The 26,450-nt window shown below is 52.6% G+C and carries 18 protein-coding genes and 2 tRNA genes; 13 read left to right on the forward strand and 7 right to left on the reverse strand.

Going from position 1 to position 26,450, the window contains the following annotated elements:
- Window positions 1-16: 16 nt before the first annotated feature.
- The 3 genes from nuoL to FOE74_RS01220 are packed head-to-tail and all read left to right on the forward strand — an operon-like array spanning window position 17 to window position 4,851.
- The gene (nuoL, locus tag FOE74_RS01210) at window positions 17-1,972 is read left to right on the forward strand and encodes an NADH-quinone oxidoreductase subunit L (RefSeq protein ID WP_149096786.1); all 1,956 of its coding nucleotides are present in this window, start codon (window positions 17-19) and stop codon (window positions 1,970-1,972) included.
- Window positions 1,973-1,985: 13 nt separating this feature from the next.
- Window positions 1,986-3,434 carry a complex I subunit 4 family protein gene (locus FOE74_RS01215; protein WP_149096787.1) on the forward strand — a complete coding sequence of 483 codons (1,449 nt, stop codon included), beginning with the start codon at window positions 1,986-1,988 and terminating at the stop codon, window positions 3,432-3,434.
- A 40-nt stretch (window positions 3,435-3,474) separates the two neighbouring features.
- Window positions 3,475-4,851, forward strand: coding sequence for an NADH-quinone oxidoreductase subunit N (locus tag FOE74_RS01220; protein WP_149096788.1), 1,377 nt, complete (start codon window positions 3,475-3,477; stop codon window positions 4,849-4,851).
- A 157-nt stretch (window positions 4,852-5,008) separates the two neighbouring features.
- Here the strand turns inward: FOE74_RS01220 and FOE74_RS01225 are convergent, their stop codons facing one another.
- The 5 genes from FOE74_RS01225 to aspS all read right to left on the reverse strand — a co-directional run bounded on the left by FOE74_RS01225 (window position 5,009) and on the right by aspS (window position 10,757).
- On the reverse strand, window positions 5,009-5,731 hold the full coding sequence (locus FOE74_RS01225) for a DUF2625 domain-containing protein (protein WP_149096789.1): 723 nt from the start codon (window positions 5,729-5,731) through the stop codon (window positions 5,009-5,011).
- 85 nt (window positions 5,732-5,816) lie between these two features.
- The gene (locus tag FOE74_RS01230; RefSeq protein WP_149096790.1) at window positions 5,817-6,533 is read right to left on the reverse strand and encodes a LytR/AlgR family response regulator transcription factor; all 717 of its coding nucleotides are present in this window, start codon (window positions 6,531-6,533) and stop codon (window positions 5,817-5,819) included.
- Window positions 6,514-7,575: a sensor histidine kinase gene (locus FOE74_RS01235; protein WP_149096791.1), complete on the reverse strand. Its 1,062-nt coding sequence runs from the start codon at window positions 7,573-7,575 to the stop codon at window positions 6,514-6,516. Before FOE74_RS01235 ends, FOE74_RS01230 begins: the two co-directional genes overlap by 20 nt.
- 15 nt (window positions 7,576-7,590) lie before the next feature.
- Window positions 7,591-8,457 (reverse strand): alpha/beta fold hydrolase, encoded by an 867-nt coding sequence (locus FOE74_RS01240; RefSeq protein ID WP_149096792.1) that lies wholly within the window; start codon window positions 8,455-8,457, stop codon window positions 7,591-7,593.
- A 545-nt stretch (window positions 8,458-9,002) separates the two neighbouring features.
- On the reverse strand, window positions 9,003-10,757 hold the full coding sequence (gene aspS, locus FOE74_RS01245) for an aspartate--tRNA ligase (protein ID WP_149096793.1): 1,755 nt from the start codon (window positions 10,755-10,757) through the stop codon (window positions 9,003-9,005).
- A 550-nt stretch (window positions 10,758-11,307) separates the two neighbouring features.
- Between aspS and FOE74_RS01250 the strand changes: the two genes are divergently transcribed.
- The 3 genes from FOE74_RS01250 (at window position 11,308) to FOE74_RS01260 (ending at window position 13,856) form a co-directional block, all read left to right on the forward strand.
- Entirely contained in the window at window positions 11,308-11,967 is a 660-nt protein-coding gene (locus tag FOE74_RS01250; RefSeq protein WP_149096794.1) for a hypothetical protein, read from the forward strand.
- A 766-nt stretch (window positions 11,968-12,733) separates the two neighbouring features.
- Entirely contained in the window at window positions 12,734-13,348 is a 615-nt protein-coding gene (locus tag FOE74_RS01255; RefSeq protein WP_149096795.1) for a tetratricopeptide repeat protein, read from the forward strand.
- Between the two features lie 115 nt (window positions 13,349-13,463).
- Entirely contained in the window at window positions 13,464-13,856 is a 393-nt protein-coding gene (locus FOE74_RS01260; RefSeq protein WP_149096796.1) for a hypothetical protein, read from the forward strand.
- 103 nt (window positions 13,857-13,959) lie between these two features.
- Here the strand turns inward: FOE74_RS01260 and FOE74_RS01265 are convergent, their stop codons facing one another.
- Window positions 13,960-14,493, reverse strand: a complete 534-nt coding sequence (locus tag FOE74_RS01265) for an RNA methyltransferase (RefSeq protein ID WP_149096797.1) — start codon at window positions 14,491-14,493, stop codon at window positions 13,960-13,962.
- A gap of 297 nt (window positions 14,494-14,790) precedes the next feature.
- Between FOE74_RS01265 and mutS the strand changes: the two genes are divergently transcribed.
- The 4 genes from mutS to FOE74_RS01285 all read left to right on the forward strand — a co-directional run bounded on the left by mutS (window position 14,791) and on the right by FOE74_RS01285 (window position 19,605).
- Window positions 14,791-17,388, forward strand: a complete 2,598-nt coding sequence (mutS, locus tag FOE74_RS01270; protein WP_149097460.1) for a DNA mismatch repair protein MutS — start codon at window positions 14,791-14,793, stop codon at window positions 17,386-17,388.
- Between the two features lie 514 nt (window positions 17,389-17,902).
- A tRNA-Gly gene (locus FOE74_RS01275) sits at window positions 17,903-17,975 on the forward strand.
- A gap of 74 nt (window positions 17,976-18,049) precedes the next feature.
- Window positions 18,050-18,133, forward strand: a tRNA-Leu gene (locus FOE74_RS01280).
- A gap of 380 nt (window positions 18,134-18,513) precedes the next feature.
- Complete coding sequence (locus FOE74_RS01285; protein WP_188686375.1) at window positions 18,514-19,605, forward strand: acyltransferase family protein; 1,092 nt, start codon at window positions 18,514-18,516, stop codon at window positions 19,603-19,605.
- A gap of 78 nt (window positions 19,606-19,683) precedes the next feature.
- On the opposite strand, the gene FOE74_RS01290 is transcribed toward FOE74_RS01285, so the two are convergent.
- Window positions 19,684-21,225, reverse strand: coding sequence for an alpha-N-arabinofuranosidase (locus tag FOE74_RS01290; protein ID WP_149096799.1), 1,542 nt, complete (start codon window positions 21,223-21,225; stop codon window positions 19,684-19,686).
- Window positions 21,226-21,642: 417 nt separating this feature from the next.
- On the opposite strand from FOE74_RS01290, the gene FOE74_RS01295 reads away from it, so the two are divergent.
- The 3 genes from FOE74_RS01295 to FOE74_RS01305 all read left to right on the forward strand — a co-directional run bounded on the left by FOE74_RS01295 (window position 21,643) and on the right by FOE74_RS01305 (window position 26,446).
- Window positions 21,643-23,991 carry a glycoside hydrolase family 127 protein gene (locus tag FOE74_RS01295; RefSeq protein WP_225840591.1) on the forward strand — a complete coding sequence of 783 codons (2,349 nt, stop codon included), beginning with the start codon at window positions 21,643-21,645 and terminating at the stop codon, window positions 23,989-23,991.
- A gap of 169 nt (window positions 23,992-24,160) precedes the next feature.
- The gene (locus FOE74_RS01300; RefSeq protein ID WP_149096801.1) at window positions 24,161-25,174 is read left to right on the forward strand and encodes an arabinan endo-1,5-alpha-L-arabinosidase; all 1,014 of its coding nucleotides are present in this window, start codon (window positions 24,161-24,163) and stop codon (window positions 25,172-25,174) included.
- A gap of 81 nt (window positions 25,175-25,255) precedes the next feature.
- On the forward strand, window positions 25,256-26,446 hold the full coding sequence (locus FOE74_RS01305; RefSeq protein ID WP_149096802.1) for an aldose epimerase family protein: 1,191 nt from the start codon (window positions 25,256-25,258) through the stop codon (window positions 26,444-26,446).
- Window positions 26,447-26,450: the final 4 nt, after the last annotated feature.

Here is a 26,450-nt window from a genome sequence, read left to right on the forward strand (position 1 = left end):
ATTTACGCTTTAACAAATGCAAGAATTTATTTTGCCGGCAAACAACGCTGAGATGACCTGGGTGTGTTTGCTGATTCCGCTCCTGCCGCTGATCGGGTTCCTGATTAACGGGCTGGGTAACCGGAAATTGCCCAAAGGACTGGCGGGATTGGTGGGTTGTGCCACCGTAATCGGTTCGTTCCTGTTGTCTTTGTACCTGTTCTTCGGGTTTGAAGGCTACGGCAACCGCCCCTATACCACTGATATCTTCAACTGGATCTCCGTGGGGGCGCTTAAGATCCCGTTCTCCTTCCAGATTGACCAACTGTCGCTGATCATGTTGCTGTTGGTAACGGGCGTGGGGTCGGTGATCCATATCTACTCGGCAGGCTACATGAGCCACGACGAGAACTTCGGTAAATTCTTCTCTTTTCTGAATCTGTTCGTGTTCTCCATGCTCCTGTTGGTGATGGGGTCTAACTATGTGATGATGTTTGTGGGCTGGGAAGGCGTAGGGCTTTGCTCATACCTGCTCATCGGGTTCTGGAACAAAGTGACGCCGTATAACAACGCCGCCAAGAAAGCCTTTATCATGAACCGCGTTGGGGATCTGGGCTTTTTGTTGGGCATCTTCCTTATTTTCCAGACCTACGGTAGCGTGGTGTATGGCGAAGTATTCAACCAGGCTTCTCAGCTGAGCGAGGTGAACGATGGCGTAGTGATTGCGATCACCTTGTTGCTATTTGTAGGGGCCATGGGTAAATCAGCGCAGTTGCCGCTCTATACCTGGTTACCAGATGCCATGGCGGGTCCAACCCCGGTTTCTGCTTTGATTCACGCGGCTACCATGGTGACGGCTGGTATCTACATGGTCATCCGGTCAAACGTGCTGTATACCTTGGCTCCGGTTACGCTGGAGTTTGTGGCCATCATTGGTCTGGCTACGGCCTTGTTTGCGGCTACCATAGGGCTTTTCCAAAATGACATCAAAAAAGTATTGGCTTACTCTACCGTAAGTCAGTTAGGCTATATGTTCCTAGCGCTGGGTGTGATGGCGTATTCTTCTTCGCTGTTCCACGTTTTGACGCACGCGTTCTTCAAAGCCCTTCTGTTCTTAGGTGCGGGTAGCGTGATCCATGCCATGAGTGGCGAGCAGGATTTGCGGAAGATGGGCGGTTTAAAGAAAGCCCTGCCCATCACATTCCTTACCTTCTTGATCGGAACCTTAGCCATCTCCGGTATTCCGCCATTCGCCGGTTTCTTCTCTAAAGACGAGTTGCTGGCGCACGTGTTCATGCACAGCAAAGTGATGTGGGCGTTTGGTCTGTTGACCTCGTTCATGACGGCTTTCTACATGTTCCGGTTGTTGTACCTGGCCTTCTTCGGAAACTTCAGGGGCACTGAGGAGCAGCGGCAACATCTGCACGAGTCTCCGGCGGTCATGACCATTCCGTTGATCATCCTGGCTATCCTTTCCACCATTGGCGGGTTCATGGGTTTACCGGCCGTTTTCAGCCAAAACCACCTGCTGGGCAACTTCCTGTCGCCTATCTATGAATTAGCCAGAAGAGCCGTGCCTAGCGCGTTTGAGGCCCATCATCTGTCACATGAGACGGAATATATTTTGATGGCCATTTCAGTGGCGGTAGCAGTGGTTGCCATTATCCTGGCCTACTTCATCTACGGCAAGAAAAGAACGGTTCCCGCGGAGGAAGGCGCTGCCTTGTCGCCATTGCACAAGCTGGTCTACAACAAATACTACGTGGATGAACTCTACAACGGGTTGATTGTAAAACCCGTGATGGGCTTGTCTACCGGTTTGTACCGTTTTGTGGAGAGAGGCATCATTGACCCCATTGTGAATGGGTTTGGAAAAGGGGTATTAGGCGGCGGCCGCTCCCTGCGCTTTGTGCAGAGCGGGGCCACTGGTTCTTACCTGCTCCTGATGGTGCTGGGCATCGCGTTAATCTTATTGCTGAACTTTATTATCTGATACTGCCAACCACATGTTAACCGCTTTATTACTCTTATGGCCCGCGTTGGCCGCACTGCTGGTACTGTTGGTAAAAGGCCAGGCCGCCAAGAAAGTCGCCTTTGGGGCGGCATTGGTGGAACTGGTGCTGGGCATCTGGACCTGGATCAACTTTGTTCCCAATGCCAGTACCCAATTCCTGCTCAATGAACCCTGGATAGCCGGAGCCGGCATCATGTTCAAGGTGGGCATTGACGGTATCAGCTTACTCATGGTGCTTTTGACCGTGTTCCTGGTGCCGTTGATCATCTTATCCACGTTCAAGCACACGTATGAGAAGCCTGCTTCTTTCTACGCGCTTATCCTGTTCATGCAAACGGGTCTGCTGGGCGTGTTCACGGCATTAGATGCGTTTGTGTTCTACTTCTTCTGGGAGGTAGCCTTGATCCCGATCTATTTCATTGCCGGTATGTGGGGTGGGGAGAACCGGGTGCGCGTCACCTTCAAATTCTTTATCTACACCGTCTTCGGCTCTTTGTTTATGCTGGCGGCGTTTGTGTATCTGTATTTCCAGACGCCGGGCACGCACAGCTCTGAGGAAGTAGCCTTCTACCAATTGGTGCTGGATTCCGGTACCCAAAGCTGGTTGTTCTGGTTCCTGTTCATTGCCTTCGCCATTAAAATGCCTGTGTTTCCGTTCCATACCTGGCAGCCTGACACCTATACCACAGCGCCGGCCGCCGGTACCATGTTGCTGTCTGGGATCATGCTGAAAATGGGTATTTACGGAGCGTTGCGTTGGTTACTGCCGGTAGTGCCTTTGGGCGTGAGCCAATGGGCGAACGTGGTGCTCGTATTAGCCATCATCGGGATTATCTACGGCGCGATTATCGCCATCAGACAACAGGACATGAAGCGCCTGGTGGCGTTCTCTTCTATCTCGCACGTGGGCTTGATTGCCGCTGGTTTGTTCACCTTGAACGAGCAGGGCTTGCAGGGTGCTATGATTCAGATGCTGAGCCACGGTGTGAACGTAGTAGGCTTGTTCTTCATCATTGACATTATCCAGAGCCGTACCGGCACCCGTGATATTGCGGCGCTGGGCGGAATCACGCAGAATACTCCTTTCCTGTCGGTTTGCTTTTTGGTGCTCTTGCTGGGGGCGGTAGGCTTGCCGCTGACCAATGGGTTTATTGGGGAATTCCTGCTCTTGATGAGCGTGTACCAATACAACAACTGGATGGGGGCTATTGCCGGTCTGACCATTATTCTGGGGGCTGTGTACATGCTGCGCATGTTCCAGCGCGTGATGTTTGGCGAGAAAAACGAGATTACCCAAGGCTTCACGGACTTAACCTTCACGGAGAAAGCGGTGCTGGTTCCCTTGGTGGTGATGGTGTTCTGGATTGGCTTGCACCCTAACACGTTCCTGAACCTTTCTGAGCCCGCCGTTCTGAAACTATTGGACGTGATCAAACGCTAACCCCAGACGCTATTTAAAACCCAGGAGAAATTACCTGCTCATGACCTCAATCATTCTACTTTCCATATTCGGTATTGTGAACCTCTTTGTAGGGTTCATGAAATCTAAAAAGGTGCTCATGCCCGTGGTATTGCTGTTTCTGGCAATAGCGCTGGTAGCCACCTTGTTTGACTGGAACCAGCCGCAGAGCTATTTCAGTAACATGCTGGCCACTGACAACTTCTCCGTAGGGTTTACCGCGGTGATGGTGCTCTCCACCTTTTTCATTCTGCCCTTTTCGCGTAGCTATGTGGACGCGGAGAACGCCAACCTGGCAGAATATTATTCGCTATTGCTGTTCGCGTTGGTAGGCGGCATCATGATGGTGACCTATGAGAACCTGCTCATCCTGTTCCTGGGCATTGAGATCATGTCCATCAGCATGTACATCATGGCAGGCTCTGACAAGCGCAACATCCTGTCTAACGAGGCCTCTATGAAGTACTTCTTGATGGGCTCGTTCTTTACGGGTATCATCTTGTTTGGCGTAGCCTTGCTATATGGTGCTACCGGTGCCTTCTATTTGGCAGACATCGCTGCCGCGGCTGCCCGCATGGACCCTGAAACTGCGCCTATGCTGTTAATGGGCTTGCTGCTGGTGTTGGTAGGCGTTAGCTTTAAGATTGGGGCCGCCCCTTTCCATTTCTGGACCCCAGACGTGTATGATGGTACTCCTACGGTTTTCACCAGCTACATGTCAACGGTGGTGAAGACGGCGGGTATCGCAGCTTTTTACAAGTTGATGTCGGCGGCCTTTGGCGGCGTGTATGAGCAGTGGTACCCTACGGTGGTGGCCATTACCGTACTTACCTTGTTGATTGGCAATATTGGAGCCGTAGCCCAATCCAGCATGAAACGGATGCTGGCCTATTCCAGTATCTCGCACGCCGGTTACCTGTTGATTGCCCTGACTTCTTTCAATGACCGTTCAGAGAATGCCTTGCTGTTCTATTCCCTGGCCTACGCGGTGGCTACCATCGCGGCCTTTGGCGTGCTGAAATACGTAGGTGATGCCCGTGGCTCTGACGACTATTCCTCTTTCAACGGGTTAGGAAAAACCAACCCATTGCTGGCTTTTGTCATGACCGTGGCTATGTTGTCTCTGGCGGGTATTCCTTTGACGGGCGGTTTCTTTGGGAAACTGTTCCTGTTCTCAGCAGCCTTGGAGCAAGACTTGATCTGGTTGGTGATCATTGCGGTGCTCATGTCTGCGGTGGGTATTTATTACTACTTCAGGGTGATCATTGCCATGTACATGAGAGACGCGGAAGGCGGGCGCGTGGCGGTTGATCCGTTGGCTACCTTTACCTTGATTTCCCTGGTGGTGCTGACGGTGCTGATGGGTATTCTGCCTGGTCTGTTCAGTGACCTGCTATAGCATTTAGATAACTTGTCATAAATCAGAAGAGGCGCCCTTGGGCGCCTCTTCTGATTTATGCTGTTTTGGGGTTGTTTTCAGGAAATGTGCCCGGAACGATACCGGACTGCTACGTTAAAGAGTGGAATACGTGGTAGAGACAAGGCATGCCTTGTCTCTACTTTTTGCCCGCGTAAAGAAACCAGAGTTCATCCAGGGCAATCGGTTTTCTGCTCACCTTGTTGATGTCTTTTCCTTCTTTGGTCCACAGATACGGGAAAAAATGCATGGCCTGGTCTCCTTTCAGCTTCTTAACCTCTTCGCGCCAGCCTTTCCAACGCAACCCTTCATAATACGCCTCCAGGTTACCGGAGAAACAGAACTGGAGGAATTCAGAATAACCTAAGCCCGAGGCTTCCCACTGCAGATTATCCGGGGAGAAGTAGAACACCTTCCCAATCCCTTCCTGGCCTAAGCCGCCCGCGTTCAGGGCGTAGAAACCGCCCAGGGCATCATCGGCTATCAACAGGAAAGAAGGTTGTTGCCCTTCCTGCAGATAGGATTTGCCTTTGTTCCACTGCATAAGGCGGCGGGGCAGGCGGGGAGAACCGGAGCCTAATATCCGTATCCAGCCGTCGTCTACCAAAATGCCGCCAGTCTCATATACCACCGCGCCCATAGGTGAGCGGGTGGTGACTTGGGCGCTGGCCAGGGCGGCCTTGGCCTGGGCCGGGGTTTTCGGTAATACCTCTACCTTGTTTTTGGCGGCTTTTATCCATTTCGTCACCAAAACCCAGCCGGGCTGCTGCTTGTCAATCAGTTCCTCTACCGGACGTTTTTTCGTTTGGGCGGGCAGTTCAATGGCCAGGAAGAGCAGGAAAAAGGGGAATAGGTATTTCATAGGTGAGGTAGTAGAGAAAAAGGGAAGATACGGAAATAACCGTTTAACGGCCTGATTCCGGAAATCGGCACCTAAACACAGTTCGCTACAGACTCATCAAGTCCTTGAATACCTGAGTTTGCCTTCTGGAAACCTCCACCTCCTCGCCGCCTTTCAGCTGGATTTTGATGCTGCCGCTGAACCACGGGTTGATTTGCTCTATGTAGTTCACGTTGATGAGTTGCTGCCGGTTGGCCCGGAAGAAGACTTTGGGGTCCAGGCGGTTTTCCAGGTAGTTCAGGGATTTCAGGATGCAGGGCCGTTCCCGGTCAAAGTACAGGAAGGCGTAGTTGCCGTTGGATTCAATCAGGCGCACCTGCTTGAGGGCCACAAACCAGCAGCGCTCGCCGTCTTTCACAAAGACCCGGCCTTCTTCGCTCAGTTGCGCTGGGGCCAGGGCAGGTTTGGCTGTCTCTTGTTTGGCGAGGGCTTTCTCCACGGCCTGCCGCAGGCGGTTCTCCTCAATGGGCTTCATGAGGTAATCCAGCGCGTTGCGCTCAAAGGCCTGCAGGGCGTACTGGTCATACGCGGTGGTGAAGATGACCTGTGGGGTGTATTCCAGGGCTTCCAGCAGCTCAAAGCCGTTCTTCTGGGGCAGGTGGATGTCCAGGAAGAGCAAATCAGGCCGCAGGTCTTCTACGAGGGAAATTCCCTCCTCCGCGTTTTCGGCTTCGCCGATGAGTTCCAGTTCCGGGAACTTGGCCAGCAGGTGCTTCAGTTCCAGCCGGGCCAGACGGGAGTCTTCAATGATGCAGATTTTCATGTTCTTTCCAGGGAAGGGTAAGGGTGGCGGTCACGCCGTGGTCGGTGGTTTGGGCCAAGGAAAAAGTGCCGGTCTGGTCTAAGGAGTGGGCCACCCGCTCCAGGAGCCGTTGGATGCCGATGCCCCCGGGACCGGAGGCGGGGTTTCCCAACAGGCCCGTGTTCTCCACCTGCACCTGCAGGTGCCCGTTCTGCCGGTGCAGAGACAGATGAATCTGCCCGCCTTTAACCTGCGTACCGATGCCGTGCTTGATGGCGTTCTCCACCAACAGCTGGATGCCCAGCGGCGGAATGGCCGCCGCCATCACCCCGGGGCCCAGCTCAGACGTGAAAGCCAGCTTTTCCTCGAAATGGATTTTCTCCAGGGCCACGTAATGCTCCAGGAACTCCAGCTCCTGGGCCACGGGCACCAGGTGGTTCCGGTTGTAGCCAATCACGTAGCGCAGCATCGCCGAGAGGCGGGTAATCATCTCCCGCGCCTTGGCCGGGTCTTCCAGCACCAATGACCGGATGTTGTTGAGGCTGTTGAACAGGAAGTGCGGGTTGAGCTGCGACCGGATGGCTTCCAGTTCGGCCTCCTTCAAAGACAGCTGCAGTTTCAGGGTTTCCACTTCTTTCACTTTCCAGCGTTGGATGGCCTGAAAAGCGAAATAGAAAGCAGACCACGCCGAGAGCACCATGATGCCGTTGACCGAATACAGCAGCAGAATAGAGAACTCCATCTGCTTCCAGGTGTAAGACCCGGTGAAAACCATCTGGGCATAGGTGATAAACTGCACCAGCACCGAGCAAACCGCATTGTAGAGCAGTACCACCCTCGCCAGCCGGCCAATGGGAAGTTCCTGCCAATGGTATTTTCTGGAAAGGAAGCGCTGCCCGTGCGTGACCACCAGAAACAGGAAAGCGCCCGTGAACTGGATGCCGTACATGGTAGAGGAACCCTTGTAAAACCTGAAACTGATGAAGAGGCCCATTAAAAAGTAAAGGGCCCAGCCAGTTAGCTGGCAGACCCAATACCATTTTTGTTGACGTGTGCTTGGCATGAACCGTTTATTGGTTTATTTCTTCAAGAAGGCGTCCATCTGCGTAAACATCCAGGAAGGCTCATCATACATGATGAAGTGGCGGGCGGTGTCGGCTATTTTGACTTCGGCGGAAGGCAAGTTAGCAAATTGCCCTTTATACATGTTGGTGGTTATCTCCTTGGTCACGCCATAGTTTTTGTACCCGTACCAGGCACCCAATACCAGCACCGGTGATTTGATGGCGGCGATGTCTTTGCGCAGGTCGGTGGTATACATTTCATACATGGCCTGGCCGGTAGTGAGGTAGTCAGATTTTCTGCCCCAGTCAATGACTTTCCTGATGTGCGCAGAGTCCGTGGCCATGGTCACACCGTAGCTGGCTTCCTGCTGTTTCTGCATCTCAGGGCTCATCTTGGTCATGGAGTTCTTCATCTGGTCGGCCATGGGTTTGATGCTTTCCACGGTGGCACCCGGGTTTTGGGCGGCGCCAATATACGGCAGACCGTCTACCACCACCGCTTTCCCGAATACCTCAGGCGCTTTGACGCTCAGGGAAAGCACCATGTACCCGCCCAGGCTATGGCCCACTAACACCGGCTTCTTGAGCTTGTTCTCCTGCACGTAAGTGATAATCTCGTCACGCACGGTATTCAGGAAATGGTCTGCTTTGATGGCCGGCTGTCCCGCGAAGCCCGGTAAGGTCAGCACGAAGCAGGTGTAGTTTTTCTGGTAGTGCTTCACGGTCTCGTCCCAGACCTCGCCCGCCGAGTTCAACCCCGGAATGAGAATCATGGCCGGGCCCTTGCCGGTCTTCACTACTTTAAAGGAGGGGGCTTTGGCCTGGGCGCTGAACACGGAAAGGACCAGCAGAAGGAGGAGAGAGGTAATTTTTGCTTTCATGGCAGTATATGTTTTGGTAGTTTTTGTGATTGATTGAGACAAAGGTGCTACCCGAAAGCAGGATTGTGAAGGGAAATATGATGAGCGGTTGCAGGGGAAGGATGAACGGCAGAGGCTACTGCTTTGCTTGATGGGTGAAGCCGCTTTTAACTTGTTTTTTGGGAAATAGGGGTAAAACGGAGGGTGCCGATTATTAATTGACGATTGCTACGGATTGTTCTAGCTTACTGTAATGTCGCTTTCCAAGCGCAGACTCTCCCCTTGAGAGGAGCGTAGAGGGGTGTCCTCTTTTGCTAGGAATTGCATTCCTAACCATGATAGATAAACCACTTGGACACTATAGAAATCAAATAAGATTTCAAGAAGTGTACTCTCCTGTGTAAACACCCCTCTTCGCTCCCCTCAAGGGGAGAATCTGCGCTTAGTTACAAGATGTCGTTTTTGCCCTCATTTTTCAGAAAACGGCCCAGAAGCAAAAAAACCTGTGAGGTCTTTAAGACCTCACAGGTTTCAATTACTAAACTCGGATAACTAATTACGAACAACTATCCGCGCAAGCGGGTGTCAATTTGCAACTCGTCTAACTGTGCTTGCGCGATGGGCGAAGGCGCATCAATCATCACGTCACGGCCTGAGTTGTTTTTAGGGAAGGCGATGAAGTCCCGGATGGAATCGGCGCCTCCGAAAAGGGAGCACAGGCGGTCAAACCCGAAGGCGATGCCGCCGTGCGGAGGCGCGCCGTATTCAAAGGCGTCCAGCAGGAACCCGAACTGCGCCTGCGCTTCGGCGGGCGTAAAGCCCAGCAAGTCAAACATGCGGCTCTGCACGCCGCGGTCATGGATACGAATAGAGCCGCCGCCCACTTCCACGCCGTTGATGACCATGTCATAGGCGTTGGCGCGCACAGCACCGGGGTTCGTGTCAATCAGGTCCATGTCCTCAGGCTTGGGTGAGGTGAAGGGGTGGTGCATGGCGTGGTAGCGGCCTGCTTCCTCGTCCCACTCCAGAAGCGGGAAATCCAATACCCACAGCGTAGAGAATGTGTCTTTGTCGCGCATGCCTAAGCGGGTTCCCATTTCCAGACGAAGCTCGTTCAAGGCTTTGCGGGTTTTATCGGCACCGCCGGCTAACACCAGCAGCAAGTCGCCGGGTTGGGCGTTGAAGGCTTGAGCCCATTGCTGTAAATCTTCTGGCGAGTAGAATTTGTCAACAGATGATTTCACGCTGCCGTCTTCCTGCACGCGGGCGTACACCAAACCAGTGGCGCCTACCTGCGGGCGCTTCACGAAGTCGGTGAGTTCGTCCAGCTGCTTGCGGGTGAAATGGGCGCTGCCGCTGGCGTTGATGCCTACTACCAGCTCGGCATCGTCAAATACCTTGAAGCCTTTGTTTTTCACCACCTCGTTCAACTCCACAAACTGCATCCCGAAACGAGTGTCCGGTTTGTCTGAGCCGTAGAGGCGCATGGCCTCGGCGTAGGTCATGCGGGGGAAGTCAGTCAGCTCAATGCCTTTCACGGCCTTGAACAGGTGCTTCACCAGGCCTTCAAAGGTGTTCAGGATATCTTCCTGCGTCACGAAGGACATTTCGCAGTCTATCTGGGTGAACTCGGGCTGGCGGTCGGCGCGCAAGTCCTCGTCTCTGAAGCATTTCACAATCTGGAAATACTTGTCAAAGCCCGACACCATCAACAGCTGCTTGAAGGTCTGCGGCGACTGCGGCAGGGCGTAGAACTCACCCGGGTTCATGCGGCTGGGCACCACAAAGTCGCGGGCGCCCTCGGGCGTTGATTTGATGAGCACCGGCGTTTCCACCTCAATGAAGCCCTGTCCGTCCAGATAGGCACGGGTCTGCTGGCCGATGCGGTGGCGCAGCTCCAGGCTTTTGCGCACCGGTGAGCGGCGCAAATCCAGGTAGCGGTATTTCATGCGCAGGTCATCGCCGCCGTCGGTGTCGTCCTCAATGAGGAAAGGGGGCAGCTTGGCCGGGTTCAGGATTTCCAGCGCCATCACTTTTATCTCAATGTCGCCGGTGGCGATTTTGTCGTTTTTAGACACGCGCTCAATCACGGTGCCGGTGGCCTTTATCACGAACTCGCGGCCCAGGGTACGGGCCAGGGTCAGGGACTCCGGCTGCGAAACGCCTTCCTCCAGCATTAACTGCGTAATGCCGTAGCGGTCACGGAGATCCACCCAAAGCATACCGCCTTTGTCGCGTGATTTCTGTACCCAACCGGTCAAGGTCACTTCCTGACCAACATTCTCGAGGCGTAATTCGCCGCAGGTGTGTGAACGAAGCATTGTATCTGTTCTTTATAAAGGAAGCTGCAAAGGTAGTGATTGTTGCGTGATCTGGGTAAAGCCGTTTGGCAGCTGTTTCTGGAATTTCACGCTGAAAATGCCCCATAAGTAAGATAGGCCTGCGTCCAGGAAAAAAGGGATCAAGGAAGGAATAGCCGGCGATGGCTTTGGCTACAAGCTGGGCATGGTCTGGAGGGTGGTTTACAAGTCCCAGAAAGTTGGAAGTCCTGTAGACAGCCAAATCAGAGAAACAGAACCGGCTACCGGGAAAGAATTTTTCACTGAAGAAGAAAAGGTAGCCCGCTGTTTAGTTAGGACCGTTTTACATTTGATTCCCTGGCTACTCTGTTCCAAAAGAAAGGTTTTACGTTTAAAGAGGAAGTTGTTATATCTTTTGAAGAATACCTTTGAGGCTCCAGGAATATACTGTAAATAGCTTCAGGATAAGTGAAAGTCTGGATTTTAGCAAGATCAGGTTAAACCCACGTTTTAGCTAAGCTAAATCTTGACTTCTTGTACCTAAGGGCTATTAATTAATAAAGTAAGAAAAATGTTAACCTCTGTCTGGAAACGGCTCATCTCAGGAAAGTCTAAAAGAAAGCTTGACTTTGTAGGGGTAGCCAAAAAGGATTATTTTGATAGAGTGAATTATGTGCGTACGGTGGTAGGCCTTCGGAACGTGCTGTCAAAACCGAAGCAGGTAGCGCCTAACACTGCACGGGAAGTGGCTTTCAGAGGACTGCCTTTTGGGGCTTCCCTTAAAGAGGCAAAGCGCCTTTTAGGCAAACCTGAATTCCAGGTGAACCATAACCAGGATGTGGTAGGGCATGAAGTCCTGTTTTATTTCTCCCCCATTGGGTCCATGAAAGTAACCCAGTGCCTGCATTTTCTGCACGGTAAATTCATCATGGGGCAAAGCCACATAAAAACCACCAAACCAGCCAAGGGCAGAGCAGTCTTGGAGGCGGAGCTTGCCAACTATGGTCTGCTGCCTGAACCCGGGGTAGCTTCATTGGAAGGCTTGTTCCCAATCTGTGATGGACAGGGGAACCGGGTAGAGATGCACCATGCCTTTGACCTTACCCTAACCTATGTTACCGGCGACCCTGCTGTACTGCCTCTGGTAGCCAAAGCGCCGCAGGTAAAGGAGAAAAGCAAAAAGTCTTTCCTGAAACGAATTCTGCCAGTTCCCCAAGTGCGGTACGTATAGGCTTCCTTTATTTCCTGAACGCCTCTGCCCTTCCATTTGCCGGAAGAGCAGAGGCGTTTTTTTTTATGGGGTAGCTCTCTTGCTCAGCAGAGCGCGTTTCTTTCTGCTTTCCTGGAAGTGATTGGTATGCGTAAGGCTAAAACTGGCAAAAACGAAGGTTGATGATTCTGTAGGAAAAAGTCTAATCTTCGCCAGAGGGTTAGCAGTACGAACAGATAGGTGAAGCTGCTCTTAGACCACCTGTTTTTCTGATTAATCCATCAATCCATGTTCTAAAATCAGGCTTTGCTGTGGAATAGCGGGGTGAACCCATTAGGGGCGGATGCTGTACAGTGTTGAAACTCTGCTCAGAATCCGCTTTAGGTAATCGAGATTAATAGAGTATAGTCCTAAAAAATAGAAGATTCCTGTCAAGTGTTGGCGGCGATATGGTTTTGCTTATTATAAATTGGGGTCAAGGTGTTCCTTTATCTTACTTTTTCTTTTCTTTTTGCCTGATCGGAGCAAATCTGTTTAACCTTAAAAAGCCCATTTACAGCAATTAGGAAAGGTTTTTTAAAATTATTACAAAATAAATTCAATATTTTATATAAACACTTGCATCATATGTTTTAAAGCATTTATTTTGTCACATTCTTTTAAGCAATAGAAGTATTTCAATTCTTTGAGAACCTTTGTTGTTTGGCTGAAAAACCCCAAGGAAAACTCTATTTATAAAATATAAAATTTAAGAAGAAGGATGCAACGTTTTAAAGTTGTAAAGTGCATGCTTGTCGTTTTGCTTTTGGCGGTAAGTCAAGCGTTTGCGCATTCTGATACTCCTTCTTCTGGTGTTTCGTCTAAAGAAAAGCTCAAAGCCCTGTCTCAGCGCATAAAGCAGGAACCTGGCAACGCGCAGGCGTATGTAGAGCGAGCCCAGGTCAAAAAAGAAGCAAGGGACTTTTATGGTGCCATCAGGGACTATTCCATTGCGCTTACCTTGACCAATGCCAGTGAGGACAAAATCCCCACCAGTCAGCCCTTGGTAGGGAGAGGTAATGTGTTCCTGGAAATTGGGGCCTACCAAGAGGCGCTCAGAGACTTTGACAAGGTGCTGTTGGAGGAAGCTTCTATGGAGGCCTTGTACGGCCGGGCGGTGGCCAGATATTACCTGGATGATTATTTCGGAGCTATCCGGGATTTGGATGAGGTAATAGAGGCGATTCCTCTGCATTCATCGGCGCTGTGCAACCGGGGTATTGTAAAGCTGGAGCTTAATAAGGTAGAGGAGGCCGTTACTGATCTCTCGCTCTTCCTGACCAACTATCCGGAGCACCCAGAGGCAGCGCATGCGTTGGCGGTAGCCACTGACCGGCTGCGGAAACAGAACGCCAGACGCTGAAAAAGCCCAGCCATTGCCGCAGATATGGTGCTCTTAGCCCATTCTGCCCTATCACAAGAACAGTCAAACAATTCAATAAACCAGTTAACAAACAAACTAATCTATCTTAAACATCATGAAAAACTTTTTCTTTACTCTTTGTTTCGTAGTTGCATTAGTGTTGAACGCCGCTGCCCAAACTGGTCCTGCAAATCCTGCAGTTGACAAAACCAGTTCCTCAGTGAGCCGCTTAATGATGCAATCCATCGGGTTAAACGAGAGTGAGTACATCCGGGTGAAAGCCTTGAACCAAGAGCGTCTGACAAAAGCTGCTGAAGTAGCCAAAATGTACGGTAGCGACGCTGAGATGCGGGATGCCAGACTAAGTGAAATTGAAAGCGGTTTTGAGGCAGAGTTGTTCAAGATCTTGAACAGCCGTCAGGTAGAAGCCTATAGCGAGTTCAAAACCAAGCCAGAAGGCAACTTCCTGTCTATGGTGCAGCAAGTAACCAAGACCGGCAAAAACTAATCTGCTCTAGCCCATAAAAAAAGGAAGCCTGCTCCAAAGAGCAGGCTTCCTTTTTTTATGGGCTTTCTTGAAAAGAAGGTGAAAACGCTTTTTATGCTTGGTGCTACCCATGTAAGCGCTTGCTGAGCACATCCCACACCACCACGCCCACGGTCACTGAGATGTTGAGAGAATGCTTGGTGCCGAACTGCGGGATCTCCAGCACGCCATGGGCCGCCTTGATCACTTCTTCCTCCACGCCAAACACCTCATTCCCGAACACGAAGGCAAATTTGCCTTCCGGGATTGGGGCGAAGTCTGCCAGAGAGGTGCTACCCTCGGCCTGTTCCACGGCCCAGACCTGATACCCTTGCTGCTTCAAGCCTTCCACCGCCTCCAGCGTAGTGGCCGTATGTGACCATTCCACCGACTCCGTGGCTCCCAGGGCGGTTTTGTGGATCTCTTTGTTGGGCGGCGTGCCAGTGATGCCGCACAGGTAGATCTTCTCCACGGCAAAGGCATCGGCGGTCCTAAAGGCGGAACCCACATTATGCAGGCTGCGCACGTTGTCCAATACCAGAACCAACGGATTTTTTTGCTTATTTTTGAAGTCCTCCACCGAATCACGCTGGAGCTCATCCATGCTTAGTTTGCGCATAATTGAAAGGTAATCGGCCGCAGGCCGGATTGTCTGGCAAAGGTAACACAAAGCGGGAATAGGAGCGTTTTGAGCCTTCTTTTACAAATCTCAGGCCAACAACCTGGATCAGGAAGAAAACGCAGGATGAAGGAACCGCTGTTTTAGATCCGTTTTTTAGGAAACAGGCCAGAAAAACATGGTTACCAAAAGGAAAGATGCTGATACTATTTTCAAATTAGCACATCAGCCCATTAAAAATTAGCACATTATACCGCTTTGGCTAAGACTACCGCAGAATTCAGCGCCACGCCGCTGATGAAACAATACAACGCTATCAAGGCGAAACACCCCGGGGCGCTGTTGCTCTTCCGGGTGGGGGATTTTTATGAGACCTTCGGGGAAGATGCCATCAAGGCCAGCAAGATTTTGGGCATCATGCTCACCAAGCGGGGCAACGGCTCAGCTTCTGAGACGGCGCTGGCGGGTTTTCCCCATCATTCCTTAGACACGTACCTGCCCAAGCTGGTGCGGGCCGGGGAGCGGGTGGCCATCTGCGACCAACTGGAAGACCCCAAAACCGTGAAAGGCATTGTAAAACGCGGGGTGACGGAACTGGTCACACCGGGCGTCTCTTTCAACGACCAGGTGCTGGAACAGAAACGCAACAACTACCTGGCCTCGCTGCATTTTGGCAAAGGGCAGATGGGGATTGCGCTGCTGGACGCCTCTACGGGGGAGTTCCTGCTGGCTCAGGGCGATGCCGGGTATGCCGCCAAGCTCCTGCAGAACTTCAGCCCCGCTGAGGTGCTTTTCTGCAAAGGCAAAAAGGAGGTGTTCTTCCAGACCTTCGGGTCCGATATCTGCCATTACGCCCTGGATGAATGGGTGTACAGCTATGATTTCGCGCAGGAAGCCCTTACCAAGCAATTCAATACGCAATCTTTGAAAGGCTTCGGGGTAGAGGCCCTGACCGAAGGCATTACCGCCGCCGGCGCTATCCTCCATTACCTGGCAGAGACCCAGCACCACGACCTGCGCCACATCACGGCCCTGGGCCGCCTGGAAGAAGACAAGTATGTATGGCTGGATAGGTTCACGGTGCGTAACCTAGAGCTTATTTATCCCCAGCACCCTGAGGGCGTGCCTTTGATTGATATCCTGGATTCCACCGTGACGCCCATGGGCGGGCGTCTGCTGCGCAAGTGGCTGGTCTTGCCCCTGAAAGACGCGACCCAGATCAGGCGTCGCCTGGATACGGTGGAGGCCCTGCAGGCCCGCCCAGAATTGCTACAGGACATCCAGTATTACCTGAAGCAGATCAGTGACTTGGAACGCCTTATCTCTAAGGTAGCCGTGCGTCGGGTGAACCCGCGCGAGTTGCTGCAGTTGGCGCGGGCGCTGGAAGCTACGTTGCCTATCAAAGAACTGCTGGCGGTGAGTGGGGTACCAGCCCTGCAGAAGCTGTCAGAGCAATTGTTGCCTTGCCAGGCCATCAGAGACGAGATCCAAAGCACCCTGAAACCCGATGCCCCCATGCTCACGAACCAGGGCAACATGGTGCAGACCGGCATAGATGCCGAACTGGATGAGTTGCGGGCCATTGCTTTCTCCGGCAAAGACTACCTGCTGCAGATCCAGCAGCGGGAGATTGCCAATACAGGTATTTCTTCGTTGAAGATCGCCTTTAACAAGGTGTTCGGGTATTACCTGGAAGTGACGCACGCCCACAAAGACAAGGTGCCCAGTTCCTGGATGCGCAAGCAAACCCTGGTGAACGCCGAGCGCTACATCACTGAGGAGCTAAAGACCTACGAGGAGAAGATTCTGCACGCCGAGGATCGGCTGTACGTCATAGAGCAACGCATTTTCAATGAGTTGGTGCTGAGTACCGCTGAGTTTGTGCCGCAGATCCAGCAGAACGCCAAAGCCCTGGGCATGCTGGATTGCCTGGCTAACTTCGCGCAGCTGGCCACCCAGAACAACTATGTGAAGCCCGAGGTAAACGAAAGCACGCTCCTGAACATCGCCCAGGGGCGACACCCGGTTATTGAAAAACAATTGCCTCCCGGGGAGCGGTACGTGCCCAATGACATTCGGCTGGACAACGACGACCAGCAGGTCATCATCATCACGGGGCCAAACATGGCCGGTAAAAGCGCCCTTCTGCGGCAAACGGCCCTGATAGTGCTCATGGCGCAGATCGGTTCCTTTGTGCCCGCGGAGGCCGCGCAGATTGGAGTCATTGACAAGATCTTCACCCGGGTGGGCGCCTCAGACAATTTGAGCCGGGGCGAAAGTACGTTCATGGTGGAGATGACCGAGACGGCCAGTATCCTGAACAACCTCTCTGACCGCAGCCTCGTGCTCATGGACGAGATTGGCCGCGGTACCAGCACCTATGACGGCGTTTCCATTGCCTGGGCCATAGTAGAGCACCTGCACAATGCGCCCAAAGGAAGAGCCAAAACCCTTTTCGCCACCCATTACCATGAACTGAACCAACTGGCCGAGGATTTTCCGCGGGTGCGCAACTTCAACGTGAGCGTGAAGGAAAGCAACGGCAAAATCCTGTTCATGCGCAAGCTGGTGGAAGGCGGCAGCGCCCACAGCTTCGGGATACAGGTGGCCCAGATGGCCGGTATGCCCAACAGCGTGGTCATCAGGGCCAATGAGATCATGCACCACCTGGAGCAGGAGAAGATCAGCCATCCGCACCAAGACCCGCAGGAAACCCTGAAGAGCCTGCCCAAACAGCCCTACCAGCTCAGCATGTTTGAGCTGAACGACCCGCAGTTGGTGCGCATCAAGGAAATCTTCGAGAAGCTGGACATCAACACCATTACCCCCGTAGAAGCCCTCCTGAAACTGAATGAGCTGAAAATGCTGGTAGACGGCAAGAAGGAGAAGGTGTAAGAGGGGAGTCCTGAGTCTATAGTTCTGAGTCCTGAGTTGAGATTGAGTGAGTAAAGCCGTTTTGGAGCTGTTTTGTCTAAACTAGCCCCAGAACAGCTTTTGATTTCGGGGTTCTACTTCCATTCTAGCACAAAAGATTTGAAAGGCCTTAGCGGTTAGATAAAAGACCGAGCTCTCAGCAGTAGGAGAGGACTGAGGCTGGTTCCTGAACTGTTGGGGGCAGCTTGCTTGTTCCTTTTATCAGAGATTTCAGCAGGGGAGGGTGCCAGAAGAAGGGTTGAGCCTCTCCTGGTTAGGGGACGAGAGGCTTTGGTTAATCTAGAGGTGCCTGTTTCTAGGTGATTTTGACAGAAACAGCCTTGAAACAGGCGCAGGCCCAGAAATAGATGGAAATTTTTCTGCCTGATTTTCAGAAGTATTAGCCGTTTATGAAGATTTTTTTTGGCCCAAGACTTGACTTCGTGATTTTTGTGCTTACCTTTGTATCACTAATTCGAACAACGGATTAGCAAACGCGAAAGTAGCTCAGTTGGTAGAGCGCGACCTTGCCAAGGTCGAGGTCGCGGGTTCGAACCCCGTCTTTCGCTCACAGATAAAAGACGTTACTCCGGTAACGTCTTTTCTTTATCTGCCTATTTCGTTTTCTGATGAGAGCGAGGTTGCCGGGATGGTGGAACTGGTAGACACGCAAGACTTAAAATCTTGTTTCCATTAGGAAGTGCGGGTTCGATTCCCGCTCCTGGTACAAACAGAAAGCCCTGAATACCTTTGGATATTCAGGGCTTTCTGTTTGTACCAGGTTTTATCCTTCTAGGCCAGATACAGCTTTTAGTTCCTCTTCAGGGCTTGGACTCTACAAACTGCTCCGTTACGGACTTTTCTCTTCATTCAGTAGTATTGGGCCAATTAGATGCTTCTGCTGCTCTTCCTTGCCTGAGAATGGCCTCTGTGGGCCAGACACGATCCTTTTAGAGTATAATTGTAAAAAGCACAATATTTCTTAAGTGTGTCCTAGTTTTTCTTATATTCGTTTTATAAACCACGAGTAGTGGTCGGAATCCAAGTGCTGTTTTAGTGCAAGCAGGACTAGGTTTTCTGGGAAGCATGGGTGTTAATAAGATTTGTATGCCTTCAACTGACAGATGCCAGGAACTAGATGCGTTACGGGGAATAGCGGCATTGGTGGTGGTTCTTTTCCATTTCACGTTAAACAGGCCAGAAGCAGAAATAGGGTTCAAGTTAGGGGTTACGGGGGTAGACCTTTTCTTCATCATTAGCGGGTTTGTGATCTTCATGAGCGTGAACAAGCTGTCAAGAAGCTCAGACTTTGTCATCAACCGCGTAAGTAGATTGTATCCCACGTATTGGGCGGCCGTGACGTTTACCTTTCTGCTGATTTCCTTCTACTCCATCCAGAAGAACAAGTCGCTGGGGCAGGTGCCATGGGTGGATTACCTGGGCAACATGACCATGTTCCAGCATTACCTCAAGATCCCCAACCTGGACGGACCTTACTGGACCATGATCCTGGAGATGATCTTCTACCTGGGCATTCTGTTCCTGTTTCACTTCAAGTGGCTGAAATACATCAACCTGATCGCTATTGGGTTGTCTTTGGCCTCAGTGGTGGCGGTGACCTTCCTGTATGAGAACGGGGTTGTGACCTTCCTCATGAATGCGGTCCCGCTTTTAAAGTTTCTTCCCCTGTTCTATGCGGGCATCTTGTTTTACAAGGTCTACACCTCTAAGGTAAAGAGAAAGAGAAACTACCTGCTTCTCGTTTTCTGTTTCATGTGCCAATTGCTTCTTTTCAAGTTAAGCACCTCCAGCAAGTTTATAAACCAGGTAGAGTATGGGGTGATGCTCACGGTCTACTTCGGGGTGTTCGCCCTGTTTGTAAACCATCGGCTGAAATTTCTGGTCAATCGCGTAACCCTCTTTTTGGGTAAAATATCCTTCGCCTTGTACTTGACGCACCAATACATGACCGTGGAAGAGACCAACGGCATCATTCCAAGGGTTATGGAGGGTTTTGGCCTCTCTTTTTGGGTGGCCGCGCTAGGCATAGCCTTGCCAGTTGCCTTGGTGGTTGCTACCCTTATCACGTTTTATATAGAAGAGCCCATGGGCAAGAACATGAAGCAGAACCTTCTGCAGCTGCGCGCCTCCTGGTGGAAAGAGAAAGCCGCGGGGAAGAAAGCCCAACTAAACGGCTGATCTAATAGCTGGAGATGAAGAAAGCCTGGCCTAAACAAAATGTTTTGACCAGGCTTCCCTACAAAGAGGCTTTGCTTTCTACTTCATCTCCAGCACTACTACTGAAAAGGGAGGCAGTTCCACCTTCAGGTTGTTGCCCTTCAGGTTGGCGCCCTTGAAAGCGGCTGGGGTAATGAGGTTGGGCTTGGCGAAGGTGTTGTGGTCTTGCAGCGTTTTAGACGTCAAGATGCGGCCGGTCACCGATTTGTAGTTGGCGCCTTCAATGGCAATGGTGACCTCCTGTTTGTTCTTGGGGTCAATATTCACCAGTGACACGTGCGTAAGGCCGTTTTTGTCACGGGAGGCAGAACCGCTCACAGCGTTCAGTTTCTCGCTGCCCAGGGTATAGGCGGCGCTTTGCAGAGAGAGCGGGAGGTAGGTGGCATCCTGGTGCACGTTGTACATCTCCATCACGTGGTAAGTGGGCGTTAGCAGCATCTTCTCCTCCTCGGTGAGAATCACGGCTTGCAGCACGTTGATGGTTTGCGCCAGGTTGGCCATGCGCACGCGGTCTGAGTGGTTGTTGAAGATGTTGAGGGTGGCACCGGCAATCATGGCATCGCGCATGGTGTTCTGCTGGTACAAAAAGCCGGGATTGGTGCCGGGCTCCACCTCATACCAGCCGCCCCACTCGTCTACCACCAAGGCTATCTTTTTACCCGGGTCATACTTGTCCATGATGGCGCTGTGTTTCTGCACCAGTTCTTCCATGCGCAGGGCACTTTTCATGGTCCCAAAGTAGGTCTTCTCCTCAAATTTGGTGGAAGGGCCTTTCTTGTTCCAGTCAATCACGGCGTAATGGTGCAGCGCGATTCCTTCAATCAGGTTCTTGGGCACGTTCTTCATCAGCGTCTCGGTCCAGTGGTAGTCGCCGGAGTTGGCGCCGGAGGCGATGCGGAACAATCCGCCGGAGTTGGTCCAGTCAGAGACGAAGGTGGCATATTTACGGTATTCGTTCGCGTAGTATTCAGCGGTCATGTTGCCGCCGCAGCCCCAGGCCTCGTTGCCAATTCCCCAGTAATTCACTTTCCAGGGCTTCTCGCGGCCATTTTGCTTACGCAGGCTAGACATCGGGCTCACCCCCGCGAAGTTCACGTACTGCACCCAGTCGGCCAGTTCCTGCACCGCGCCGCTGCCCATGTTGCCGGCTAGGTACGGCTCCGTGCCTAACAGTTCGCACATGTTCAGGAAATCGTGCGTCCCGAAGCTGTTGTTCTCGGTCACGCCGCCCCACCAGGTGTTCACGATCGTGGGGCGCTGCTCTTTGGGCCCAATGCCGTCTTTCCAGTGGTAGGTATCGGCGAAGCACCCGCCCGGCCACCGCAGGTTGGGGATCTTCAGTTTCTTCAGGGCATCTACCACGTCATTCCGCACGCCGGCGGTATGCGGTATCTTGGTGTTGCTCTCGCCCACGTAAAAGCCGCCGTAGATGCAGCGGCCTAGATGCTCGGCGAAATGCCCATAGATATGCCGGCTAATGGTTTGGGTTGGTTTTTCCGGTACCCGCAGCGTGGCGGTAGTCTGACCATAAGCGCCCAGGGTGCTCAAGAGAAGGAGGAAACTCAGGATTGTGTTCTTCATACGTAGAGTGCGTTTTTGCGGTAGTTTTCTGCTATTCTTTAAAAGGAAGGATAAAATATTCTGAAAATCAGCAATGAATATAAGTGTATTTGTTACATTTATATGAAATTATTTTCACTTGTTTAAAAGTTGAGGCTACCGGACGGCTGTCAAGGCGGCCATTCCGGAAAGAAGGATCTTTCTCCTGTCTGGCGCGTGAGCTTCGCCGAGGGCGGAGGAAGAACCAGAGGCTTACCCTGTCCCTACGGCTGCTTTATTCTCTTGGGGACAAGCCCACCTAATGCCCCGTTTTGGGGCCCTTTCCAGAAAAGCGGAGCCAAAACGGCTTCGGCAGTTCTATCCTTGCTTTGAAGTACCTAAGCTTTGATGACCAACTAGTACCTTAAAATTCTGCTGATGAAGGTGAAAATTCTGTGGATGATACTTTTGGGGTTAATGCCCGCGGCCATAGTGGCCCAGCCTGGGAAACTGCACCCTTTCCCCTTGTCCTCGGTGCGGTTGTTGGAAAGCCCGTTCCTGCAGGCGCAGCAAACCGACCTTACGTACCTGCTGGCGCTGGACATGGACCGTTTACTGGCTCCTTTCCAAAAAGAGGCTGGAATCCGGCCCAAGGCCGAAAACTACGGCAACTGGGAAAACACCGGCCTGGACGGGCACATAGGCGGGCATTACCTTTCGGCTTTGGCCTTGATGTACGCCTCCACGGGAAACCCGGAACTGAAGCGGCGGCTGGACTACCTGGTAGACGCCCTGGAAGCTTGCCAGCAGAAAAGCGGGGATGGCTACCTGGGCGGTACGCCCGGTGGCAGGCAGATGTGGCAGGAGGTGAAAGCGGGCAGGATAAACGCGGGGAGCTTTAATTTAAACCAGAAATGGGTGCCCTGGTACAACATCCACAAAACGTATGCGGGCCTGCGTGATGCGTACCTGTTTGCCGGCAACACCAAGGCCAAAGGCATGCTCATCCAGCTCACGGATTGGGCCCTGGACCTGACCAAGAACCTCTCAGATGCCCAGCTGCAGGACATGCTGCGCAGCGAGCACGGCGGCATGAATGAAGTCTTCGCCGATGTGGCGGAAATGACCGGTGACCCGAAATACCTGACCCTCGCCAAGCGATTTTCCCAGATTTCTGTGCTTACCCCCTTGCTGCAGGGCAAAGACCAACTGAACGGCCTGCACGCCAATACCCAGATCCCTAAGGTGATCGGGTACCAGCGGGTGGCCGACGTGTCTGGTGATACCACCTGGACCAAGGCGGCGGATTTCTTCTGGAAAACGGTGGTGGACCACCGCACCGTGTCCATTGGCGGCAACAGCGTGAGCGAGCACTTCCACCCGGCCAAGGATTTCACCTCTATGGTGGAGAGCAAGGAAGGCCCCGAAACCTGCAATACCTACAACATGCTCAAGCTCACCAGGCAACTGTATCTGAACCGTGGCGCAGGCGGTTACCTTGATTATTACGAACGGGCGCTCTACAACCACATCCTTTCCACCCAGCACCCCACCCGCGGCGGTTTCGTGTATTTTACCTCCATGCGGCCCAGGCACTACCGGGTGTATTCCAACCCTCAGCTGGACTTCTGGTGCTGCGTGGGCTCCGGTTTGGAAAACCACGGCAAATACGGCGAGCTGATTTACGCGCACTCAGACCAAGACCTTTACCTGAACCTGTTCTTGCCCTCAGAACTGACCTGGCAGGAAAAAGGCCTGACGGTGACCCAAACCACCACCTTCCCTCTGGAGGAAAAATCAAAGGTGACCCTGAAGCTCAGAAAGCCGCAGAAGTTCACTTTTTACATCAGGCAACCCGGGTGGGTGAAGGGAAAACAGGTGAAACTGCTGGTGAACGGCAAAGAGGCGCTGCCAACTTCTACAGAGAAGGGCTACGCCGGCATCACGCGTAAGTGGAAATCAGGCGATGTGGTGACCATCTCGCTGCCCATGCACACCCAGGCCGAATACCTGCCCGATCAATCTCCCTGGGTTTCCTTTGTGCACGGCCCCATTGTGCTGGCCGCCGTGACGGGCCAGTCAGATATGGGAAGCCTGCAAGCCGATGGCAGCCGGATGGGCCATGTGGCCAACGGACCCCTGTATTCGCTGGAAGACGCGCCCTTGCTGGTTTCCTCGGAGAAGGATTTGGCCACCCACCTTTCGCCCGTTGTGAACAAGCACTTTACCTTCACCCTTTCTGGGGTAGTGAACCAAAACCAGGAGCAGGCGCTGGAGTTGGTACCTTTTTACCAGATCCATGATGCGCGGTACATGGTGTATTGGCCGGTGACTACGCCAGAAGGCCTGGAGGCCAGAAAAGCCGCCATCAAAGAAAAAGAAAGAGAGAAACTGGCCTTGGAGGCCCAAACCATTGACCAGGTGGCGCCCGGCGAGCAGCAACCCGAGTCTGACCACGGCTTTGAAGGCGAGAAAACCGAAACCGGGGTGCACCGGGACCGGCACTGGCGCCTGGCCAAGGGGTGGTTCAGCTACAACCTGAAAAACAAAGGGCCAGGCCCACGTACCCTGCGGCTCACGTACTTCGGGGCAGACCGCGACCGCAATTTTGACATTTTGGTGAATGGCAAGTTGCTGCAGACCGTGCGGCGAAATGGCGCAGACGGAAACAAATTCGTGGACGTGGACTATGAGCTCCCGGCAGCGTTTTTGGCCCAGTCTAAGGAAAACGTGCTCAAAATAACCTTCAAGGCCCATGAGAATTCATCTACAGCAGGCATTTACCATGTCCGGCTTCTTAAGCGGTAGAAAGTTCAGAGGAGATGGGCAGGTTCTGCTGATCCATGAAATATGGTTCTCGCTTATTTAGAGCCATTTGACAAGCAAATCCTTTGCTTGTACCGTCTTGGCTGTCGGCTGTTTGCCGGTTATTTTTGGCTAAAACAGCGGTAAAACAAAAGAAACCAGAAAAGAGAATATGGTGAGGAACTTCATCTTGAGCGTGCTTTTGCTTGCGGGTTTGGGGGCGGTGCACGCCCAGCAAACGAAGGGGCCGCAGGTAGGCGACCTCCGGACCTTGGACAACATGACGGTGCACGACCCGGTCATGGTCAGGCAGGGCAACACGTATTACCTGTTCAGCACCGGGCAGGGCATTTCGGTGTGGTCTTCTCCTGACCTGCAGACCTGGAAGAAGGAAGCCCCGGTTTTTGCCTCGGCCCCGGAATGGGCCACCCAGGCCGTGGCCGGTTTCAAAGACAACCACATCTGGGCCCCAGACATCAGCTTTCACAAAGGCAACTACTACCTGTACTACTCTATTTCAGCCTTCGGGAAAAACACGTCGGCCATAGGCCTGGCCACCAACACCACCTTAAACCCGCAGGACAAGAATTTTAAATGGGTAGACCACGGCAAAGTCATTGTATCTGTTCCGGGGCAAACCAATTGGAACGCCATAGACCCTAACCTGTTCCTTGATGAGAAAGGAACCCCTTGGCTGGCCTTCGGGTCTTTCTGGGGCGGCCTGAAGCTGGTGAAGATGCACCAAAACCGCCTGCGCGTGGCCCAGGACCTCTCTGAAATCCCGACCATTGCCAGCCGCAGAAAAAACGTGACTCAGGGCGCAAATGCGATTGAAGCCCCTTTTGTTTTCAGGAAAAACGGCTATTATTACTTGTTTGCTTCCATAGACTATTGCTGCAAAGGGGCTAAGAGCGATTACAAAATGATAGTGGGCCGCTCCAAAAACGCGCAGGGTCCTTACGTGGATAAAAATGGGCTTGCCCTGGAGGCCGGCGGTGGTACCATGCTCCTGGAAGGAAACGAGAAATGGCATGGCGTGGGCCACAACGCCGTCTACACCTTTGACAACATAGATTATCTCGTCTTTCACGGGTATGACGCCACCCAAAACGGGAGGGCTAAGCTAAGAATAGAGAAACTGACCTGGGACCCGGAGCAGTGGCCGGTAGTAGCCGTGGCGCAGTAGAAAGCGCGTAAACCTACTCCTATCTACCTTCAGAAAAAGCATATATTCAAAAAAGTACTCCTAAAAACCTATGACTAGTCTATGAAATACGTACTAAGACCTGTTTCTGCGTTGCTGGCCTCTGCTGTGCTGCTCATGAACGCCTGTAACCAGAAAGCCGGAAACCAGGAAACCAACAACTCCCCAACAGACACCCAAACCACAACTACTGCCAAAGACGTGAAACTACCCGCCCGCGCCAATTTCCAGAAAACCATAGACGGCAAACAGACCGATCTTTTCATGCTCAAAAACAAGAACAACCTGCAAGTGGCCATCACCAACTACGGGGGCCGGGTGGTCAGCCTGTTGGTACCGGATAAAACCGGGGAGCTCACGGATGTGTCCATTGGCTTTGATAACGTGGAAGATTATGCCGAAGGCGCCGATACCTATTTTGGGGCCACCATTGGCCGGTACGGCAACCGCATCGCCAAGGGCAAATTCACACTGGACGGCAAAGAATACACGCTGGCCACCAACAACAATGAGAACCACCTGCACGGCGGAAACAAAGGGTTTTCCCGCGTAGTATGGGCTGCCAAGCAGGTAGACGACAAGACCCTGGAACTGACCTATCTGGCCAAAGACATGGAAGAAGGCTACCCCGGTAACCTCAACGTGAAAGTGACCTATACCCTCACGGATGAGAACGAGCTGAAGGTCAGCTACCAGGCCACCACCGACAAAGCCACCGTGGTGAACCTCACCAACCACACGTTCTTCAACCTGAACGGCGAGGGCAGCGGCGACGTGCTGGGCCACCAACTGCAGATCAACGCCGACCGTTACAACCCCGTAGACGCCACCTTGATCCCCACCGGTATTGAGTCGGTGGCCAATACACCTTTTGATTTTCGGCAGTCTACCGCCATTGGCGCCAGAATCAAAGACCAGCACCAGCAACTTACCTACGGCAACGGGTATGACCACAACTACGTGCTTAATGGAGACGGCAAGGACATGAAACTGGCGGCTACCGTGACCGGGGATAAAAGCGGCATCACCATGGAGATCAGAACCCAGGAGCCGGGCATCCAGCTCTACAGCGGCAACTTCATGGAAAGCGGGCATACGCTCAAAACGGGCAGCAAAGATGATTTCAGGACCGCCTTCTGCTTAGAGACCCAGCATTTCCCAGATTCACCCAACCAGCCGGCTTTCCCGTCTACGGTGCTCCGTCCCGGGCAAACCTATTCTACCACCACGGTACATACCTTCTCGGCTAAATAAGGCT

Source organism: Rufibacter glacialis, from assembly GCF_008271745.1.
Lineage (GTDB): Bacteria > Bacteroidota > Bacteroidia > Cytophagales > Hymenobacteraceae > Nibribacter > Nibribacter glacialis.